Raw genomic sequence first — 15776 nt, 5'->3', positions numbered from 1 at the left:
CTGCTCCCATCGAGGACGAAGGTCCCACCCGTGCGCCCTGCCTCAGGACGCGGCGGTCGGACGAGACGTGAAAGGCCTCCCTTGCACTCGAAGAGCACCACCCGCACCCGGCGGTCGATGGCGCTGCGTGCGACGGCGCTCGCCGTCGCGGTCGCAGCGTTCGCCACCGGCTGCGCCAGCGACGCCGTCCAGCGCGGATACCTCCCGGGATACACCGACGGGGAGGTGACGAACCAGACCGAGCGGATCACCAACCTGTGGAACGGCTCGTGGGTCGCCGCGCTCGCCGTCGGCGTCATCACCTGGGGCCTCATGCTCTGGTGCGTCGCCGCCTACCGCAAGCGCCGCGGCGACGAGCGACTGCCGGTCCAGACGCGGTACCACATGCCGCTCGAGATCATGTACACGATCGTGCCGACGCTCATGATCCTCGTGCTGTTCTTCTACACGAACCGCGACATGACGGCGATCCTCGACACCTCCGAGGAGCCCGACGTCAACATCCAGGTCATCGGCAAGCAGTGGAGCTGGGACTTCAACTACCTCGACGACGACGTCTACGAGACCGGCCAGCACCTGCTGGAGCCGGGTTCCGTGACGGAGGAGGAGACGGTCAACGACGCTCCCGGGACCTCCGAGGACCTGCCGACGCTGTACCTGCCCGTCGGTGAGCGCGTCGAGTTCACCGTCGACTCCCGTGACGTCATCCACTCCTTCTGGATCCCGGCGTTCCTGTTCAAGATGGACATGATCCCGGGCAAGACGAACACGTTCCAGGTCGTCCCCGAGCGTGAAGGCACCTACGCCGGCAAGTGCGCCGAGCTCTGCGGCGAGTTCCACTCCGGCATGCTCTTCAACGTCGAGGTCGTCGACCGCGCCGAGTACGACGCACAGATGGAGGAGCTGCGCGCTCAGGGTCAGACCGGCGAGCTCGGTCTGGACCTGAACCGCCAGCAGCACTCCGAGTTCTCCACTGACGAGACGATCCCGGAGGTCGAGGGCTGATGGCCACCACCGAGACCGCCTACGGCGCCGAGGTCGTCCCCGGCCTGCAGCCGAGGCGCCAGACGCTGGGTCGCACCGTGGTCAAGTGGATCACCTCCACCGACCACAAGACGATCGGGTACATGTACCTCATCACGTCGTTCCTCTGGTTCGCCGTGGGAGGCATCCTCGCGCTGCTCATCCGCGCCGAGCTCTTCGAGCCGGGCATCCAGCTCGTGCAGAGCAAGGAGCAGTACAACCAGCTCTTCACGATGCACGGCACGATCATGCTGCTGCTGTTCGCGACGCCGCTGTTCGCGGGCTTCGCCAACGTCATCATGCCGCTGCAGATCGGTGCGCCGGACGTCGCGTTCCCGCGTCTGAACATGTTCGCGTACTGGCTGTTCCTGTTCGGCGGGCTCATCGCCGCCGGCGGCTTCTTCACCCCGCAGGGCGCGGCCTCCTTCGGCTGGTTCGCCTATGCGCCGCTGTCGAACACGACGTTCAGTCCAGGCCTCGGGGGAGACCTGTGGGTCTTCGGCCTCGCCCTGGGTGGTTTCGGCACCATCCTCGGTGCCGTCAACTTCATCACCACGATCATCTGCATGCGTGCGCCCGGCATGACGATGTTCCGGATGCCGATCTTCACCTGGAACACCCTGGTCACCAGCCTGCTGGTCCTCATGGCGTTCCCGCCGCTGGCCGCGGCGCTGTTCGCCCTCGGTGCGGACCGCCGGTTCGACGCCCAGGTGTTCAACCCGGACAACGGGGGAGCGGTGCTGTGGCAGCACCTGTTCTGGTTCTTCGGCCACCCCGAGGTGTACATCATCGCGCTGCCGTTCTTCGGCATCGTGTCCGAGATCTTCCCGGTCTTCAGCCGGAAGCCGATCTTCGGCTACAAGGGCCTGGTCTACGCGACGATCGCGATCGCCGCCCTGTCGGTGACGGTGTGGGCCCACCACATGTACGTCACCGGTGCGGTGCTGCTGCCGTTCTTCGCCTTCATGACGATGCTCATCGCGATCCCGACCGGCGTGAAGTTCTTCAACTGGATCGGCACGCTGTGGCGAGGGAAGATCACCTTCGAGACACCGATGCTCTGGTCGATCGGCTTCCTGGTGACCTTCCTCTTCGGTGGTCTGACCGGCATCATCCTGTCCAGCCCGGCGCTCGACTTCCACCTGTCCGACTCGTACTTCGTCGTGGCGCACTTCCACTACGTCGTCTTCGGCACCGTGGTGTTCGCGATGTTCGCCGGCTTCTACTTCTGGTGGCCGAAGTTCACCGGGCGCATGCTCAACGAGCGCCTCGGCAAGATCCACTTCTGGATCCTGTTCGTCGGCTTCCACATGACGTTCCTCGTCCAGCACTGGCTGGGCGTCGAGGGCATGGCCCGCCGGTACGCGGACTACCTGCCCGAGGAGGGCTTCACCTGGGAGAACCAGCTCTCGACGGTCGGTGCGTTCATCCTCGCCGCCTCGACGCTGCCGTTCCTGTGGAACGTGTACACCACGTGGCGGAACGCCCCCAAGGTGCAGGTCGACGACCCGTGGGGCTACGGCCGCTCGCTCGAGTGGGCGACGTCCTGCCCGCCGCCGCGGCACAACTTCACCTCGCTGCCGCGGATCCGCTCGGAGTCGCCGGCGTTCGACCTCCACCACCCGGAGGTCGCCGCGATGGAGGACCCTCACCTGAACGAGGGCGCCCTGGAGCGCGTCTACGGCGGAGCGGACCGCACCGGCCAGCACGAGATGGTCGAGGAGCTCAGCTGGAAGGACTACCCCGAGAAGCACCAGTCGAGCACGACCGTCCTCGACGCTGACCGCCCGGCCGAGGGCGAGGAGGACTCCAAGTGAAGATCGAGATCCGGCTCTTCGTCTGGACCGCGCCGTTCTTCGTGGTCGTCGGTGTGCTGTACGGGCTGTTCACCGGCTTCACGGAGCCGGTGGGTTACCTGGGCATCCCGCTCGTCGGAGCCCTCATGGCCATGATCGGGGCCTACCTGGTCGTCCAGGCGAAGCACACCGACCCGCGTCCGGAGGACGACGAGAACGGCGAGATCGAGCAGGGTGCCGGCGACCAGGGCGTCTACGCCCCGTGGTCCTGGTGGCCGCTCGTCATCGGTGCCGCCGCGGCCGCCGCCTTCCTGGGGCTCGCCGTCGGCTGGTGGGTGTTCTACATCGCCACGATCGTCGGCGTCATCGGGCTCGTCGGCTGGGTCTTCGAGTTCAGCCGGGGACAGCACGCCCACTGATCCACAGCGTTCCTCGAAAGGGGTCCTGCACCGCATGGTGCAGGGCCCCTCTCGTCGTCCCGCGAGGTAGGCAACCTCCCGGCGAGGTAGGCAACTCTGGGCCGAGGTAGGCAAGGTCCCCACCAGGTAGGCAAACCTCCGGCCGAGGTAGGCAACCTCCGGCCGAAGTAGGCAACATCCCTCCGAAGTAGGCCACCGTGTGGCCGTGCGGTAGATCTGGGAGGTCTTGTCGCACCGGGCCATGTGGGGGCCGGCCGTCCGCGTACCCTGCCTCGGGCCATCCGGGAAGGCTTCCCAGCCACGAGGGCCGGCAGACCAAGCCGGACGTCGCCCGCCCGGTCAGTGCGTCGGCCTCACCGGACCTCACGGACACGGCGCACTGCCTCGCCGGAAGGTCGTCCGCCTCGCGGGATGGAGCCCCATTCCCGGCCGGGGTTGCCTACCTCGGCCGGAACTTGCCTACCTCGGCTGGAGGATGCCTACCTCGGCTGGAGATTGCCTACCTGGCGGGACGAGGAGAGCCCCGGACAGCACAGCTGTCCGGGGCTCTCGCGGTTCGCCAAGGCCCTGTGTGGGCCCGTGCGGCCTCTCAGGCGGTCAGGAGGCCGTTCGTGGCGGTGCGGGCGCGCTCGAGGCGGGCGGCGACGTCCTGCCAGTTGGCGAGGTTCCAGAACGCCTTGACGTACTCGGCCTTGACGTTGAGGTAGTCCAGGTAGAAGGCGTGCTCCCACATGTCGAGCATGAGCAGCGGGGTGATGCCGACCGGGACGTTGGCCTGCTGGTCGAAGAGCTGGAAGATCAGCATCCGCTGGCCGATGGAGTCCCAGCCGAGCACGGCCCAGCCGGAGCCCTGGATGCCGGTGGCGGTGGCGGCGAAGTGCGCCTGGAACGCGGCGAAGGAGCCGAACTGGTCCTTGATGGCCTCGGCCAGCTCGCCGGTGGGCTCGCCGCCGCCCTCGGGGGACAGGTTGTTCCAGAAGATGGTGTGGTTGGTGTGCCCGCCGAGGTTGAACGCGAGGTTCTTCTCGTGCAGGTTGACCGCCGCGAGGTCGCCCGACTCGCGCGCCTCGGCCAGCTTGTCCAGCGCGGTGTTCGCGCCGGCGACGTAGGCGGCGTGGTGCTTGTCGTGGTGCAGCTCCATGATCTTGCCGCTGATGTGCGGCTCGAGGGCGCTGTAGTCGTAGGGCAGGTCAGGCAGCGTGTAGACGGCCATGCTGGTGTACCTCCGGTGTCGGGCCGCACCACGTCGAACGTGTGCGGCGTGTGTCTCGTCGTCCCGGTGGGTCAGCCGTACCGACCCCCGGTGCAGGATAGACAGAGACCCGCGTGCCGTGCCCGCCGGAGCGGGTCATCGGGCACGCGGGCCTCTGTCGGAACCTGGCAGGAGTCTCAGCGCTCCTGCTCGACGTTCGTCGCCCCCGAGGTCACCTCGGGGGAGGTCTGGGCGGCAGCGATCTCGTCGTGCTCACCGTGCGAGTGGGCGGCGGCGAGCTCGGCCGGGGTCACCGGCTCGACGCGGTCCTCGTAGAAGAACCGCGACAGACGCTGCCAGCGCTTCTCGGCCTTGTAGCCCGGACGCTTGACGCCCCGTGCGTCCGTGGCGGGCTCGATCTCGAGCGGCTTGTGCGCGGTGTAGTTGACGCGCAGCCAGCGCTCCTGCTCGTCCAGCGGACGGTGGACCTCGATGTACTCGCCGTTGGCGAACCGCACGATCCGACCGGTCTCGTGCCCGTGGAGGACAAGCTCGCGGTCCTTGCGCTGCAGGCCGAGGCAGATCCGCTTGGTGATCCAGAACGCGATGACCGGTCCGGCGAAGAACAAGATGCGGAAGGCCCAGGTGATCTGGTTGAGCGACATCCCGAAGTGCGTCGCGATGAGGTCGTTCGACCCGGCGAGCGCCAGGATGATGAACGCCGTCAGGAACGCGACTCCCAGGCCCGTGCGGACGGGGACGTTGCGCGGGCGGTCCAGGACGTGGTGCTCACGCTTGTCACCGGTCACCTTGGCCTCGACGAACGGGTAGGCGAACAGGAACGTGAACAGCAGACCCGGGATCACCACGGCGGGGATCAGCACGTTGAGGGACAGCGTGTAGCCGAAGAGGACCCACTCCGTCCCCGCACCCGGCATCAGACGCAACGATCCCTCGAGAAACAGCATGTACCAGTCGGGCTGCGCACCGGCGCCGACGGGGGAGGGGTCGTACGGCCCATAGTTCCAGACGTTGTTGATGCTCATCGTGGCACCCATCAGGGCGAGGATGCCGAAGACGATGAAGAAGTTGCCGCCCATCTTGGCGATGTAGACGGGGAAGAGCGGGTAGCCGACGACGTTCTTGTCGGTGCGGCCGCCGCCCGGGAACTGGGTGTGCTTGTGCAGCACCATGAGGAACAGGTGCACACCGATCAGAGCGAGGATCAGCGCCGGCACCAGCAGGATGTGCACGGTGAACAGGCGCGGGATGATGTGCTCGCCCGGGAACTCGCCGCCAAAGACGAAGTACGACATGTACGAGCCGATCACGGGGATCGACTTGATGACGCCGTCGGTGATGCGCAGGCCGTTGCCGGAGAGCACGTCGTCCGGCAGGGAGTAGCCGGAGAAGCCGGCGGCCAGGCCCAGGATCAGCAGGACGGTGCCGACGAGCCAGTTGATCTCGCGCGGCTTGCGGAACGCGCCGGTGAAGAACACGCGCATCATGTGCACCACGATCGCGGCCATGAAGATCAGGGCCGCCCAGTGGTGGATCTGCCGCATGAGCAGACCGCCGCGCACCTCGAACGAGAGGTCCAGCGTCGAGGCGAAGGCCACGGACATGAGCTGGCCCTGCATCGTCTCCGGGCCGGCGCCGTGGTACTCCTCGAGCGCCATCGACGGGTCGAAGAACATGGTCAGGAACACGCCCGTCAGCAGCAGCACGACGAACGAGAACAGGGCGATCTCGCCCAGCATGAACGACCAGTGGTCCGGGAAGACCTTGCGCGCGAACTCCTTGACGGCGCCGCCGACACTGGTGCGCTGGTCGAGGTAGTCGGCGGTCTTGCCGGCCGCGGTCTTCGGGGCGTCGTTGCTCGACGCGGTGGTCTCGGTGCTCACTTCAGTCGCTCCCAGAAACTCGGTCCGACGGGCTCGGCGAAGTCGTCCTGCGCGATGAGGTAGCCCTCGTCGTCGACCGTGATCGGCAGCTGGGGCAGCGGCCGGTTCGCCGGTCCGAAGACGACCTTCGCGCCATCGGCCATGTCGAATGTGGACTGGTGGCACGGGCAGAGCAGGTGGTGCGTCTGCTGCTCGTACAGTGCCACCGGGCATCCGACGTGGGTGCAGATCTTCGAGTATGCCACGATTCCGTCGTACGACCAGGTCTCGCCCTCGGGGGACTGGTCGGAACGCAGGTCCTCCGGGTTGAGCCGGACGAGCAGCACGACGGCCTTGGCCTTCTCGGTGATCCAGTCGTGCGACTGCATGTACTCCTCGGACTCCTCCGGGATGACATGCGCCGCGGAGCCGACGGTGAGGTCGGCGGCCCTGATCGGCCGACCCGTGGGGTCGTAGGCGAGGCGCTTGCCCCGCTCCCACAGGGTGTGCCGGAACTTGGAGATGTCCCAGTCACCGCCGACGCTGGAGATCAGCGGCACGGCGAAGGTGAGCGGGAAGAGGGCGAGCGCGGAGACCGCGGCCCCCTTGAGCACGCCGCGGCGGGCGATGCCGGAGTCCTCGACACCGTCGGTGAGGTGCTGGACGGCGACCTCGCGGACCTCCGGCGAGCTCGCGAGCTCGTGCCGCTCGTCCACGTGCTCGTGGTCGCTCATGAGCGACTTGGCCCAGTGGATCGCGGCGATACCGATGCCGAGCAGCGACACGGCCATCGTGGTGCCCAGCATGACCGTGGACAGCCGGGTGCCCTCGGTGGTGCCGTCGGGTCGGAACGCGAAGTAGGCCACGATGCTGGCGATCGCACCGAGGCAGGAGATCGCGAACAGGATCACGACGATCCGCTCGTTGCGCTTGCGCGCCGCCGGGTCGGTGTCGGTCAGCCGCGGCTTGTGCTCGGGCACGCCCGGGTCGGTGAACCGCTCGGGGTGCTGGGCCTCCGACGTCGTGCTGACGTCGCGGCCGGGGGTGGGGTTCTGGTTCTCGCTCACGAGGACTTCGCTCCGATCCACACAGCGGCACCGATCATCAGCCCGAGGCCGACGACCCATGCCCACACGCCTTCGCTGACGGGCCCGAGAGAGCCGAGGGACAGCCCACCGGCCGACCCGTCGCGCTGCTCGATCAGGTACGCGATGATGTCGCGCTTCTCGTCGGGCGTGATGTTGGCGTCGTTGAAGACCGGCATCGACTGCGGGCCGGTCAGCATGGCCTGGTAGATGTTCCGCTCCGAGACGTCGTACAGGGGCGGCGCCCACTTGCCCTCGGAGAGCGCGCCACCGGCGCCGACGGCGTTGTGGCACATCGCGCAGTTGGTGCGGAACAGCAGGGCGCCGTTCGACGGGTCACCCTCGGCGCCGTCCACCTGCTCGTCGGTCGGGATCGCCGGGCCCGCGCCGAGCGACGCGACGTAGGCAGCCAGCTGCGCCGTCTGCTCCTCGTCCATCTGCGGGGGCTTGGGTGCCGCCTGGGGGCCGTTCATCTGCATCGGCATCCGACCGGTCGAGACCTGGAAGTCGACCGACGCCGCACCCACGCCCACCAGGGAGGGCGCCTCGGAGGTGCCCTCGGCGTTCGGGCCGTGGCACGTGGCGCAGTTGGCCTGGAAGAGGCGTTCGCCCTCTTCCACGTCGTTCGCTGTGCTGGCGGTGTCGGCCGTGGCCGAGCTCGGTGCCAGGACGGCGTACACGCCGCCCGTGAGCAGCAGCGCCAGCAGCATCAGCACGACCGGGGCGGCCCGGTGGTGCCGGCGGGCGGCGAGTGCCTTCACGAAATTGTCCTCGTCTCGAAGGTGAATGGTGCAGGGACGTGGGGTCGGCGACCGCGCCGAGCCGGTGTGATCACTTCAGCAGGTAGATCACCGCGAAGAGGGCGATCCACACGACGTCGACGAAGTGCCAGTAGTAGGAGACCACGAGTCCCGTGGTCACCTCGTGGTGCGTGAACCGCTTGGCGCGGAAGGACCGGCCGAGCAGGAACAGGAAGGCGATCAGGCCGCCGACCACGTGCAGACCGTGGAACCCGGTGGCGAGGTAGAAGACGGAGCCGTAGGCGCTGGAGGAGATCGTCAGGCCGTGCTCGACGAGCTCGGCGTACTCGAAGATCTGCCCGGCGATGAAGAACGAGCCCATGAGGTAGGTGAGCGTCATCCACTCGTTCATGCCCCACCGGTTCACCTGCAGCAGCGAGCCGGTCCGCACCGGCTGGAACCGCTCGGCGGCCCAGACGCCCAGCTGGCAGGTCACCGAGGACAGGACCAGGATCGTGGTGTTGATCGCCGGGAACACGAGCGAGACGTTGTCGGCCTGGGCGGCCCACTCCTCCTCGGGCATCACGGAGCGCACCGTGAAGTACATCGCGAAGAGGCCCGCGAAGAACATGAGCTCGCTGGCGAGCCACACGATCGTCCCGACCGAGACGGTGTTCGGTCGGTTCACGGTCACGTGCTGGTGGGCGTGGGGGGCAGCAGCCGTTGCGGTCGACACGCGACCCATTATGGCCGACGTGCGGAAGGTTCGAGGACCAGAACCGCGCTTTCCGTGGAGACCACCACCACCGAATCTGCAGAAATGAGCGGCTGCGGCGGTCTATCGTGACGGATACCAGGACAGTGCCACGAAAACGCCACCCGATCGGGCTGACCGAGGTGACGGACCTGTGCCACGATGCCACCAAACGACTGCGAAAGGGATGCTCGATGACGAACGGCCCCCGGGTCCTGCTGTACAGCGACGACCGCACGGTGCGCGAACAGGTGCGACTCGCCGTCGGACCCCGGCTGGGTGCCGACGCTCCGTCGATCGAGTGGTTCGAGGCGGCGACCGCCCCGGCCGTGACGTCCGCGGTGTCCGCCCGCCGCTTCGACCTGCTCGTGCTCGACGGCGAGGCGGACAAGGCCGGCGGCATGGGCCTGTGCCGGCAGCTCAAGAACGAGGTCTACGACTGCCCGCCGATCGTCGTGCTGACCGGCCGCCCCGACGACGCCTGGCTGGCATCATGGTCGCTCGCGGACGCGGTGGTGCCGCGCCCGCTCGAGCCCTTCGCCGTGCAGCGCACCGTCGCGGACGCGCTGGCCCCGGTGGCCTGAGCGGGCGGTGGCGCCCGCTGCCCCGTCCGCCCTGCCCGTCGACCGCGAACCCCAGGAGAACACCGCCGTGCCCACCAGCGACCCGACCGCACCCACCTGGCCCGGCGTGCTCTCCGAGCTCGTCGCCGGCCACGACCTCACGGCCGAGCAGACCGCCTGGGCGATGGACGAGGTCATGGCGGGCGAGGTCCCCCCGGCCCGGCTCGCGGGCTTCCTGGTCGGCCTGCGGGCCAAGGGGGAGACGGCCGCCGAGCTGACGGGCCTGGCCGACGCGATGCTCTCGCACGCGACCCGCATCGCGGTCCCCGGCCCGGCGGTCGACCTCGTCGGCACCGGCGGGGACCGCCACCACACCGTCAACATCTCCACCATGGCCGCGGTCGTGGTGGCCGGGACCGGGACGCGGGTCGTCAAGCACGGCAACCGGGCGGCGTCGTCGTCCTCCGGCTCGGCGGACGTCCTCGAGGCCCTCGGCGTGCGGCTCGACCAGCCGGCCGAACGGGTCGCCGAGATCGCCACCGAGGTCGGCATCACCTTCTGCTTCGCCGGGCTGTTCCACCCCTCGATGCGGCACGCCGGTACGGCGCGCCGCGACCTCGGGATTGCCACCGCGTTCAACTTCCTGGGGCCGCTGACGAACCCCGCCCAGCCGGGCGCCACGGCCGTGGGCTGCGCGGACGCGCGGATGGCTCCGTTGATGGCCGGGGTCCTCGCCTCCCGCGGCACCCGTGCCCTGGTGTTCCGCGGCGACGACGGGCTGGACGAGCTCGCGGCCACCGGCGGGACCGACGTGTGGGAGGTGCGCGAGGGCGCGGTGACCGAGGAACGGTTCGACGCCGCCGCCGACCTCGGCCTGCAGCGCATCGAGGTCGCCGACCTGCGCGGCGGCGACGCCGCGCACAACGCGGAGGTGGCGCGCGGGGTGTTCGCCGGCGCCGACCGCGGTCCCGTGCGCGAGACGGTGCTGCTCAACGCGGCGGCGGCGCTGGTGGCCGACGGGTCGTTGGCCGGCACGGCGCAGGGCACGCTCTCGCAGCGGCTGGCCGCGGGGGTCGAGCACGCCGCCCGCAGCATCGACGACGGGCGCACGAGCGACGTGCTGGAACGCTGGGTCGCCGCGACGCAGCGCTGAGGTCCGGCCGCCTGAGACGGTGGTGACCCGCCGCCCGCGGCGAGCCGACGCCGCGGGCGGCGGTCAGTCGTCCAGACCGAGGGCGAACGCCTGCTCGAGGTCCACGTGCGAGTAGGCGCGGAAGGCGATGAGCGTCTCCGTGCGCAGCACGCCCGGCACCTTGCTGATCCCGTCGGCGATGACCTCGGACAGGGCGTCGTGCTCGCGCACGCGCACCATCGCGACCAGGTCCGCCTTGCCGGTGACCGAGTAGACCTCGCTCACCCCGGGCAGGTCGGTGACCCGGGACGCGACCTCGGGGATCTGGTCGGCGGCGGTGTCGATCAGCACGATGGCGGTCAGCATGCCGCCATCGTATCGACGGCGCCGCCCACCGCCAGCGCCACGGTGGCGGCCACGTCGTCGAGGTCGGCGTGGGCCACGGCCGAGCGGACCGGGCACGTCCACGGGTCCGAGACGTCGACGAGCCGCACGTCCGACTGCTCGAGCCAGTCGAGCAGCAGCGCCGCCTCCTCCGGGTGCCCGGCCGGGGCGGGCGGTGCGGGCGCCTCGACCACCTCGGCGGTCGCCCGCAGCGCGTGCACGACCGGCCACGGGTCCTCGCCGGGCGGGCTGACCGCGGTGGCGGCCAGCCGTGCGTACCGCACGACGACCAGCTCCCAGCCTCCGTCCGCCGTCGGGCGCGCCGCCACCAGCTCCGCGCAGCGGCTCAGGGGGTCCAGCCGCTGGGCGCGCGCCGCCGCGCCGACGAAGGCGCGCAGCCGGGCCGTGACCTGGCCCGCTTCCTCGTACCGCTCCTCGGCGGCCAGCCGTGCCACCCGGTCGCCGAGGGCGCGCAGCACGACCTGGGGGTCGCCGGTCAGCGCCCGGGTCGCCTCGGCCACGACGTCGGCGTAGCCGACGTCGGGCGTCCCGACGGCGGTGCACGGCGCCGAGCACCGGTCCAGGCCGGCGAGCGCGCACGGGCTGCGCCGCTCCCGCGCCACCAGCGGCAGGCGCTGGGTGCACTGCCGCAGCCCGAGCGCGTCGTGCAGGGCGTCGACGGCGGCGGTCGCCGTGCGGCGCGAGGTGAACGGTCCGATGTGCGGTGTGTCGCCGCGGACCTCGGTCACGACCGAGAGCCGGGGGTAGGCCTCGTCGGTCAGGCGCACCCACGTGCGTCGCTCGGGATGCTTGGAGCGCCGGTTGTAGCGCGGGGAGTGCTCGGCGATGAGCCGTAGCTCGCGCACACGGGCCTCGAGCGGCGTCGCGCACACCACGGGGGTCACGGCGTGCGCGATACGCACCATCTCCGTCATGCGACGGCGCTTCTCGGCCGCGGTGAAGTACGACCGGACCCGTTGACGGATATTGGTCGAGGTGCCCACGTACAGCACCTCCTCGTCCGGTCCCCGGAAGAGGTAGACGCCGGGGGAGGACGGCAGGCCGTCGGCGAGCGTCGCCTTGCGCCGCACGTCGGCGGGCACCGGGTCCGACGCCGTGGCCAGGTCCTCCAGGTGCGTCACGCCCAGCGGGGCGAGCCGTTCCAGCAGCCCGTGCAGCACGTCCACCGTCGCGCGGGCGTCGGCCAGCGCGCGGTGGTCGGGCGAGGTGCCGGCGCGGAACAGCGCCGCGAGGGTGGACAGCTTGTGGTTGCGGGCCTCGTCGCGCGTCACGACGCGCCGGGCCAGCGGCAGGGTGTCGACGACGGCGAACCCCGGCCAGGCGTAGCCCAGCTCGGCGCACGCGGCGCGCAGGAAGCCGACGTCGAACGGGGCGTTGTGCGCCACGAGCACGGCGTCGTGGGCGAACTCCAGGAAGCTCGGCAGGACCAGGTCCGGGTCGGGGGCCGTGGCCACCATCTGCGTGGTGATGCCCGTCAGGCGGGCCACGAACGCCGGGACGGGGCGGCCGGGGTTGACCAGCGACTGGAACTCGCCGAGCACCTCGCCGCCGCGGACCTTGACCGCGCCGATCTCGGTGATGCCGGCGTCCTCGGCGCGGCTGCCGGTGGTCTCCAGGTCCACGACGACGAACGTGACGTCCTGCAGCGGGGTCCCCAGGTCGGCGAACGACGGCTGGACGCTCGTCCCCGGCTCCGCCCGGGCGGACGTGATCGACATGGCCGCGACGCTAGCGGGCGCCACCGACAGGCAGCGGCCGGGCCGGCACGAGCCGGCCCGGCCGTCCGGTCAGCTGGGGGACTGCTCCCGGGTGTCCTCGTAGAGCGCGTCGACGTCGGCGGCGAAGTCGTCGAGCACGACGGAGCGACGGACCTTCATCGAGGGCGTGAGGTAGCTGTTCTCCACCGTCAGGTCCTCCGGCAGGATGGCGAACTTGCGGATCGACTCCGCGCGCGACACGGCCTCGTTGGCCCGGGTGACGGCGTGGTCCAGGGCGGCCAGCACGTCCGGGTCCTCCTTGGCCTGGGCCACGCTGAGCTCCGGCTTGTCGTGCATCTTGCACCAGCCGGGCAGGCCGTCCGGGTCGAGGGTGATCAGGGCGCCGATGAACGGGCGGTTGTCCCCGACGACGACGCACTGGCTGACCAGCGCGTGGGCGCGGATGCGGTCCTCGAGCACCGCGGGGGCGACGTTCTTGCCGCCCGCGGTCACGATGATCTCCTTCTTGCGGCCGGTGATCCGCAGGAAGCCGTCGTCGTCCAGCGAGCCGAGGTCGCCGGTGCGGAACCAGTCGCCGTCGAAGGACTCCGCCGTCGCCTCGGGGTTGCCGTGGTAGCCGCGGAAGACCTGCACGCCGCGCAGCAGGATCTCGCCGTCCTCGGCGATCTTGACCCCGCAGCCCGGCAGCTGCTCGCCGACGCTGCCGATGCGGTTGTTGCCCGGCCGGTTGACGGAGGTCGGCGCCGTCGTCTCGGTCAGGCCGTAGCCCTCGATGATCGTCAGGCCGATGCCCCGGAAGAAGTGGCCGAGCCGCTCGCCCAGCGGGCCGCCGCCGGAGACGGCGTGGCGTGCCTCGCCGCCGAGCGCCCCGCGCAGCTTGCTGTAGACGAGCCGGTCCGCGACCTTGTGCTGCACGTTCAGCCAGAACGAGGGGCCGCCGGTGTCCTGGGCCCGCGACCACGCGATCGCCGTGGCGGACGCCCAGTGGAAGATCTTCAGCTTGCCGCCCGCGGCGGCCTTCTGCTCCGCCGAGTTGTAGACCTTCTCGAACACGCGCGGGACGGCGAGCACGTAGGTGGGCTTGAACTCGGCCAGGCCCTCGGTGACCGTCTTGGTGTCGCCCCAGTGGCCGAGCACCGTGCCGCCGGCGACGGCGAGCACCTCGACGAACCGGGCGAAGACGTGCGCCAGCGGCAGGAACAGCAGCGTCCGACCGCCGGAGGCGAAGACCTCCGGCACGGCCGCGACGGCGTTCTTGGTCAGCAGCGCGAAGTTGCCGTGCGTGAGCTCCGCACCCTTGGGGCGTCCGGTCGTGCCCGAGGTGTAGATGATGGTGGCGACGTCGTCGAGGTTCGCCAGGCCGCGCCGGCGCTCGATCTCGGCGTCCTCGACCTCGGCGCCGGCGGCGGTGAGGTCCGCGATCGCGCCGTCCTCGAGCGAGAACACCTCGCGCAGCGTGGGCGCGGTCTGCTGGACCTGCTTGACGATGCCGGCCATCTCGGCGTCCTCGGCCACGACGAGCGTCGTGCCGGAGTCCGTGACGATCCACTCGACCTGGTCGCGCGAGGAGGTCTCGTAGATCGGCACCGGCACGGCGCCGGCCGCCCAGGCGGCGAAGTCCAGGAGGGTCCACTCGTAGCGGGTGTGCGACATGATCCCGACGGCCTCGCCGGGCTGCACGCCCCGTGCGACGAGTCCCTTGGCCACCGCCACGACCTGCGCGTCGAAGTCGGTCCCGCTGATCGCCTCCCACCCGGAGGGCCCGGGGCGCTCGACCACCGTCGCCGACGGGTCCGGCGCGATGCGTTCGGCGAGGAGGTCGTTGAGGTTCGACGTGGCGGGGAGCTCAACGAGCTGCGGGGTGGTGATCTCGTCCATGCTGACTCCAGTGGCAGGGCTGTCCGACGGCGGTCACGATACCGCGTCGCAGCGCCCGCGCCGACCAGTCTCGTCCACGTCGTGGGTCGCCAGGTGGACGGTGCGTGCAGGCCACGTGGAGGTCGGTAGGCTGTCCCCGGCGCGTCGGCGCGCGCCGATCCCTCAGGCGCCGGTGCGAGACACGTGTCCGCGCCACGCCCCCGACGAGCGAACGTGAGGTCGTACGCATGCACGCCATCGGAGTCGACATCGGCGGAACCAAGATCGCCGTCGGCGTCGTGGACGAGGCCGGGCGCATCCTGGCCAAGGTCCGGCGGGACACCGCCGCCGACGACGTCGCGAGCATCGACCGTGCGATCGCCGACGCCTGCACGGAGCTGGCCCGGGAGCACGAGGTCGGCGCGATCGGCCTGGCCGCGGCCGGTTTCGTCAGTCCGGACCGCTCCTCGGTGCTGTTCGCCCCCAACATCGCCTGGCGCGAGTACCCGCTGGCGCAGCGGGTCGGCGACCTGCTCGACGTGGACGTGCCGGTGGTGGTGGAGAACGACGCGAACGCCGCCGGCTGGGCCGAGTTCCGGTTCGGCGCCGCGCACGACGCCACCGACATGATCATGCTGACCGTCGGCACGGGTCTCGGCGGCGCCGTCGTCGTCGACCGCGAGCTGGTGCGCGGCAAGTGGGGCGTGGCCGCCGAGGTCGGGCACATGCGGGTCGTCCCGGGCGGTCACTACTGCGGGTGCGGCCACGAGGGCTGCTGGGAGCAGTACGCCTCCGGCTCCGCGCTGGTGCGCGACGCCCGGCAGGCCGCCGTGGCGAACCCCGACGCGGCCCGGCGCCTGGTGGAGCTGGCGGGCGGCGACCGGGAGGACATCCAGGGGCCGCACGTCACGCAGGCCGCCCAGGAGGGCGACCCGCTGGCGATCGAGCTCCTGGCCACGCTCGGGCGCTGGATCGGCGAGGGTGCCGCGTCGGTGGCCGCGCTGCTCGACCCGGAGCTGTTCGTCATCGGCGGCGGCGTCGGAGCGGCCGGGGACCTGCTGCTCCTGCCGGTCCGCAAGGCCTACGAGGCGCAGCTCTCCGCGCTCGGCCACCGGCCGGTGGCGCAGATCGAGCTCGCCAGGCACGGCAACGAGGCGGGCATCGTGGGCGCCGCGGACCTGGCCCGACGCTGAGCCGCTCGGCCCGGTG

General features: G+C 70.6%; 14 protein-coding genes. 6 read left to right on the top strand and 8 right to left on the bottom strand.

All coding sequences use genetic code 11. The features are described from left to right. Positions 1-81 precede the first annotated feature (81 nt). From coxB to PO879_RS09515, 3 genes are read left to right on the top strand one after another with little or no spacing between them, the layout of a single operon-like run. Entirely contained in the window at positions 82-1005 is a 924-nt protein-coding gene (gene coxB, locus PO879_RS09525; RefSeq protein WP_278234668.1) for a cytochrome c oxidase subunit II, read from the top strand. Then, positions 1005-2840: a cytochrome c oxidase subunit I gene (ctaD, locus tag PO879_RS09520; RefSeq protein WP_278234667.1), complete on the top strand. Its 1836-nt coding sequence runs from the start codon at positions 1005-1007 to the stop codon at positions 2838-2840. The genes coxB and ctaD overlap by 1 nt, the downstream gene beginning before the upstream one ends. After that, on the top strand, positions 2837-3238 hold the full coding sequence (locus PO879_RS09515) for a cytochrome c oxidase subunit 4 (RefSeq protein ID WP_278234666.1): 402 nt from the start codon (positions 2837-2839) through the stop codon (positions 3236-3238). The genes ctaD and PO879_RS09515 overlap by 4 nt, the downstream gene beginning before the upstream one ends. Before the next feature lie 589 nt (positions 3239-3827). Here the strand turns inward: PO879_RS09515 and PO879_RS09510 are convergent. The 5 genes from PO879_RS09510 to PO879_RS09490 form a co-directional block, all read right to left on the bottom strand. Further along, positions 3828-4451: a superoxide dismutase gene (locus PO879_RS09510; protein ID WP_278234665.1), complete on the bottom strand. Its 624-nt coding sequence runs from the start codon at positions 4449-4451 to the stop codon at positions 3828-3830. 176 nt (positions 4452-4627) lie between these two features. Then, positions 4628-6334: a cytochrome bc complex cytochrome b subunit gene (locus tag PO879_RS09505; RefSeq protein WP_278234664.1), complete on the bottom strand. Its 1707-nt coding sequence runs from the start codon at positions 6332-6334 to the stop codon at positions 4628-4630. Next, on the bottom strand, positions 6331-7380 hold the full coding sequence (locus tag PO879_RS09500; RefSeq protein ID WP_278234663.1) for a Rieske 2Fe-2S domain-containing protein: 1050 nt from the start codon (positions 7378-7380) through the stop codon (positions 6331-6333). Before PO879_RS09500 ends, PO879_RS09505 begins: the two co-directional genes overlap by 4 nt. Further along, the gene (locus PO879_RS09495) at positions 7377-8159 is read right to left on the bottom strand and encodes a c-type cytochrome (protein WP_278234662.1); all 783 of its coding nucleotides are present in this window, start codon (positions 8157-8159) and stop codon (positions 7377-7379) included. The genes PO879_RS09500 and PO879_RS09495 overlap by 4 nt, the downstream gene beginning before the upstream one ends. A 70-nt stretch (positions 8160-8229) precedes the next feature. After that, positions 8230-8883 (bottom strand): heme-copper oxidase subunit III, encoded by a 654-nt coding sequence (locus tag PO879_RS09490; protein ID WP_278234661.1) that lies wholly within the window; start codon positions 8881-8883, stop codon positions 8230-8232. A 203-nt stretch (positions 8884-9086) separates the two neighbouring features. Here PO879_RS09490 and PO879_RS09485 point away from each other — a divergent pair, with 203 nt between their 5' ends. Beyond that, positions 9087-9476: a hypothetical protein gene (locus PO879_RS09485; protein ID WP_278234660.1), complete on the top strand. Its 390-nt coding sequence runs from the start codon at positions 9087-9089 to the stop codon at positions 9474-9476. Between the two features lie 67 nt (positions 9477-9543). Further along, the gene (gene trpD, locus PO879_RS09480; protein WP_278237501.1) at positions 9544-10608 is read left to right on the top strand and encodes an anthranilate phosphoribosyltransferase; all 1065 of its coding nucleotides are present in this window, start codon (positions 9544-9546) and stop codon (positions 10606-10608) included. Positions 10609-10671: 63 nt separating this feature from the next. On the opposite strand, the gene PO879_RS09475 is transcribed toward trpD, so the two are convergent. The 3 genes from PO879_RS09475 to PO879_RS09465 form a co-directional block, all read right to left on the bottom strand. Beyond that, on the bottom strand, positions 10672-10953 hold the full coding sequence (locus PO879_RS09475; RefSeq protein WP_278234659.1) for an Lrp/AsnC ligand binding domain-containing protein: 282 nt from the start codon (positions 10951-10953) through the stop codon (positions 10672-10674). After that, the gene (locus tag PO879_RS09470; RefSeq protein WP_278234658.1) at positions 10947-12710 is read right to left on the bottom strand and encodes a DEDD exonuclease domain-containing protein; all 1764 of its coding nucleotides are present in this window, start codon (positions 12708-12710) and stop codon (positions 10947-10949) included. The genes PO879_RS09475 and PO879_RS09470 overlap by 7 nt, the downstream gene beginning before the upstream one ends. A 69-nt stretch (positions 12711-12779) precedes the next feature. Continuing rightward, on the bottom strand, positions 12780-14588 hold the full coding sequence (locus PO879_RS09465; RefSeq protein ID WP_278234657.1) for a long-chain fatty acid--CoA ligase: 1809 nt from the start codon (positions 14586-14588) through the stop codon (positions 12780-12782). A 227-nt stretch (positions 14589-14815) separates the two neighbouring features. Between PO879_RS09465 and PO879_RS09460 the strand changes: the two genes are divergently transcribed. Next, positions 14816-15760 carry an ROK family glucokinase gene (locus PO879_RS09460; protein ID WP_278234656.1) on the top strand — a complete coding sequence of 315 codons (945 nt, stop codon included), beginning with the start codon at positions 14816-14818 and terminating at the stop codon, positions 15758-15760. Positions 15761-15776: the final 16 nt, after the last annotated feature.

Origin of the sequence: Isoptericola sp. AK164 (assembly GCF_029643425.1) — a bacterium.
In the GTDB taxonomy this organism is placed as follows: domain Bacteria; phylum Actinomycetota; class Actinomycetes; order Actinomycetales; family Cellulomonadaceae; genus Isoptericola; species Isoptericola haloaureus.
The sequence above is the reverse complement of the archived record's forward strand: the minus strand, read 5'-3'. Positions and strand labels throughout refer to the sequence as shown.

Coding starts and splice junctions, on each gene's coding strand:
- PO879_RS09485 (WP_278234660.1), top strand. CDS start 9,087: ATGACGAACGGCCCCCGGGTCCTGCTGTACAGCGACGACCGCACGGTG.
- PO879_RS09470 (WP_278234658.1), bottom strand. CDS start 12,710: ATGTCGATCACGTCCGCCCGGGCGGAGCCGGGGACGAGCGTCCAGCCG.
- PO879_RS09465 (WP_278234657.1), bottom strand. CDS start 14,588: ATGGACGAGATCACCACCCCGCAGCTCGTTGAGCTCCCCGCCACGTCG.
- PO879_RS09475 (WP_278234659.1), bottom strand. CDS start 10,953: ATGCTGACCGCCATCGTGCTGATCGACACCGCCGCCGACCAGATCCCC.
- PO879_RS09460 (WP_278234656.1), top strand. CDS start 14,816: ATGCACGCCATCGGAGTCGACATCGGCGGAACCAAGATCGCCGTCGGC.
- PO879_RS09510 (WP_278234665.1), bottom strand. CDS start 4,451: ATGGCCGTCTACACGCTGCCTGACCTGCCCTACGACTACAGCGCCCTC.
- PO879_RS09490 (WP_278234661.1), bottom strand. CDS start 8,883: ATGGGTCGCGTGTCGACCGCAACGGCTGCTGCCCCCCACGCCCACCAG.
- ctaD (WP_278234667.1), top strand. CDS start 1,005: ATGGCCACCACCGAGACCGCCTACGGCGCCGAGGTCGTCCCCGGCCTG.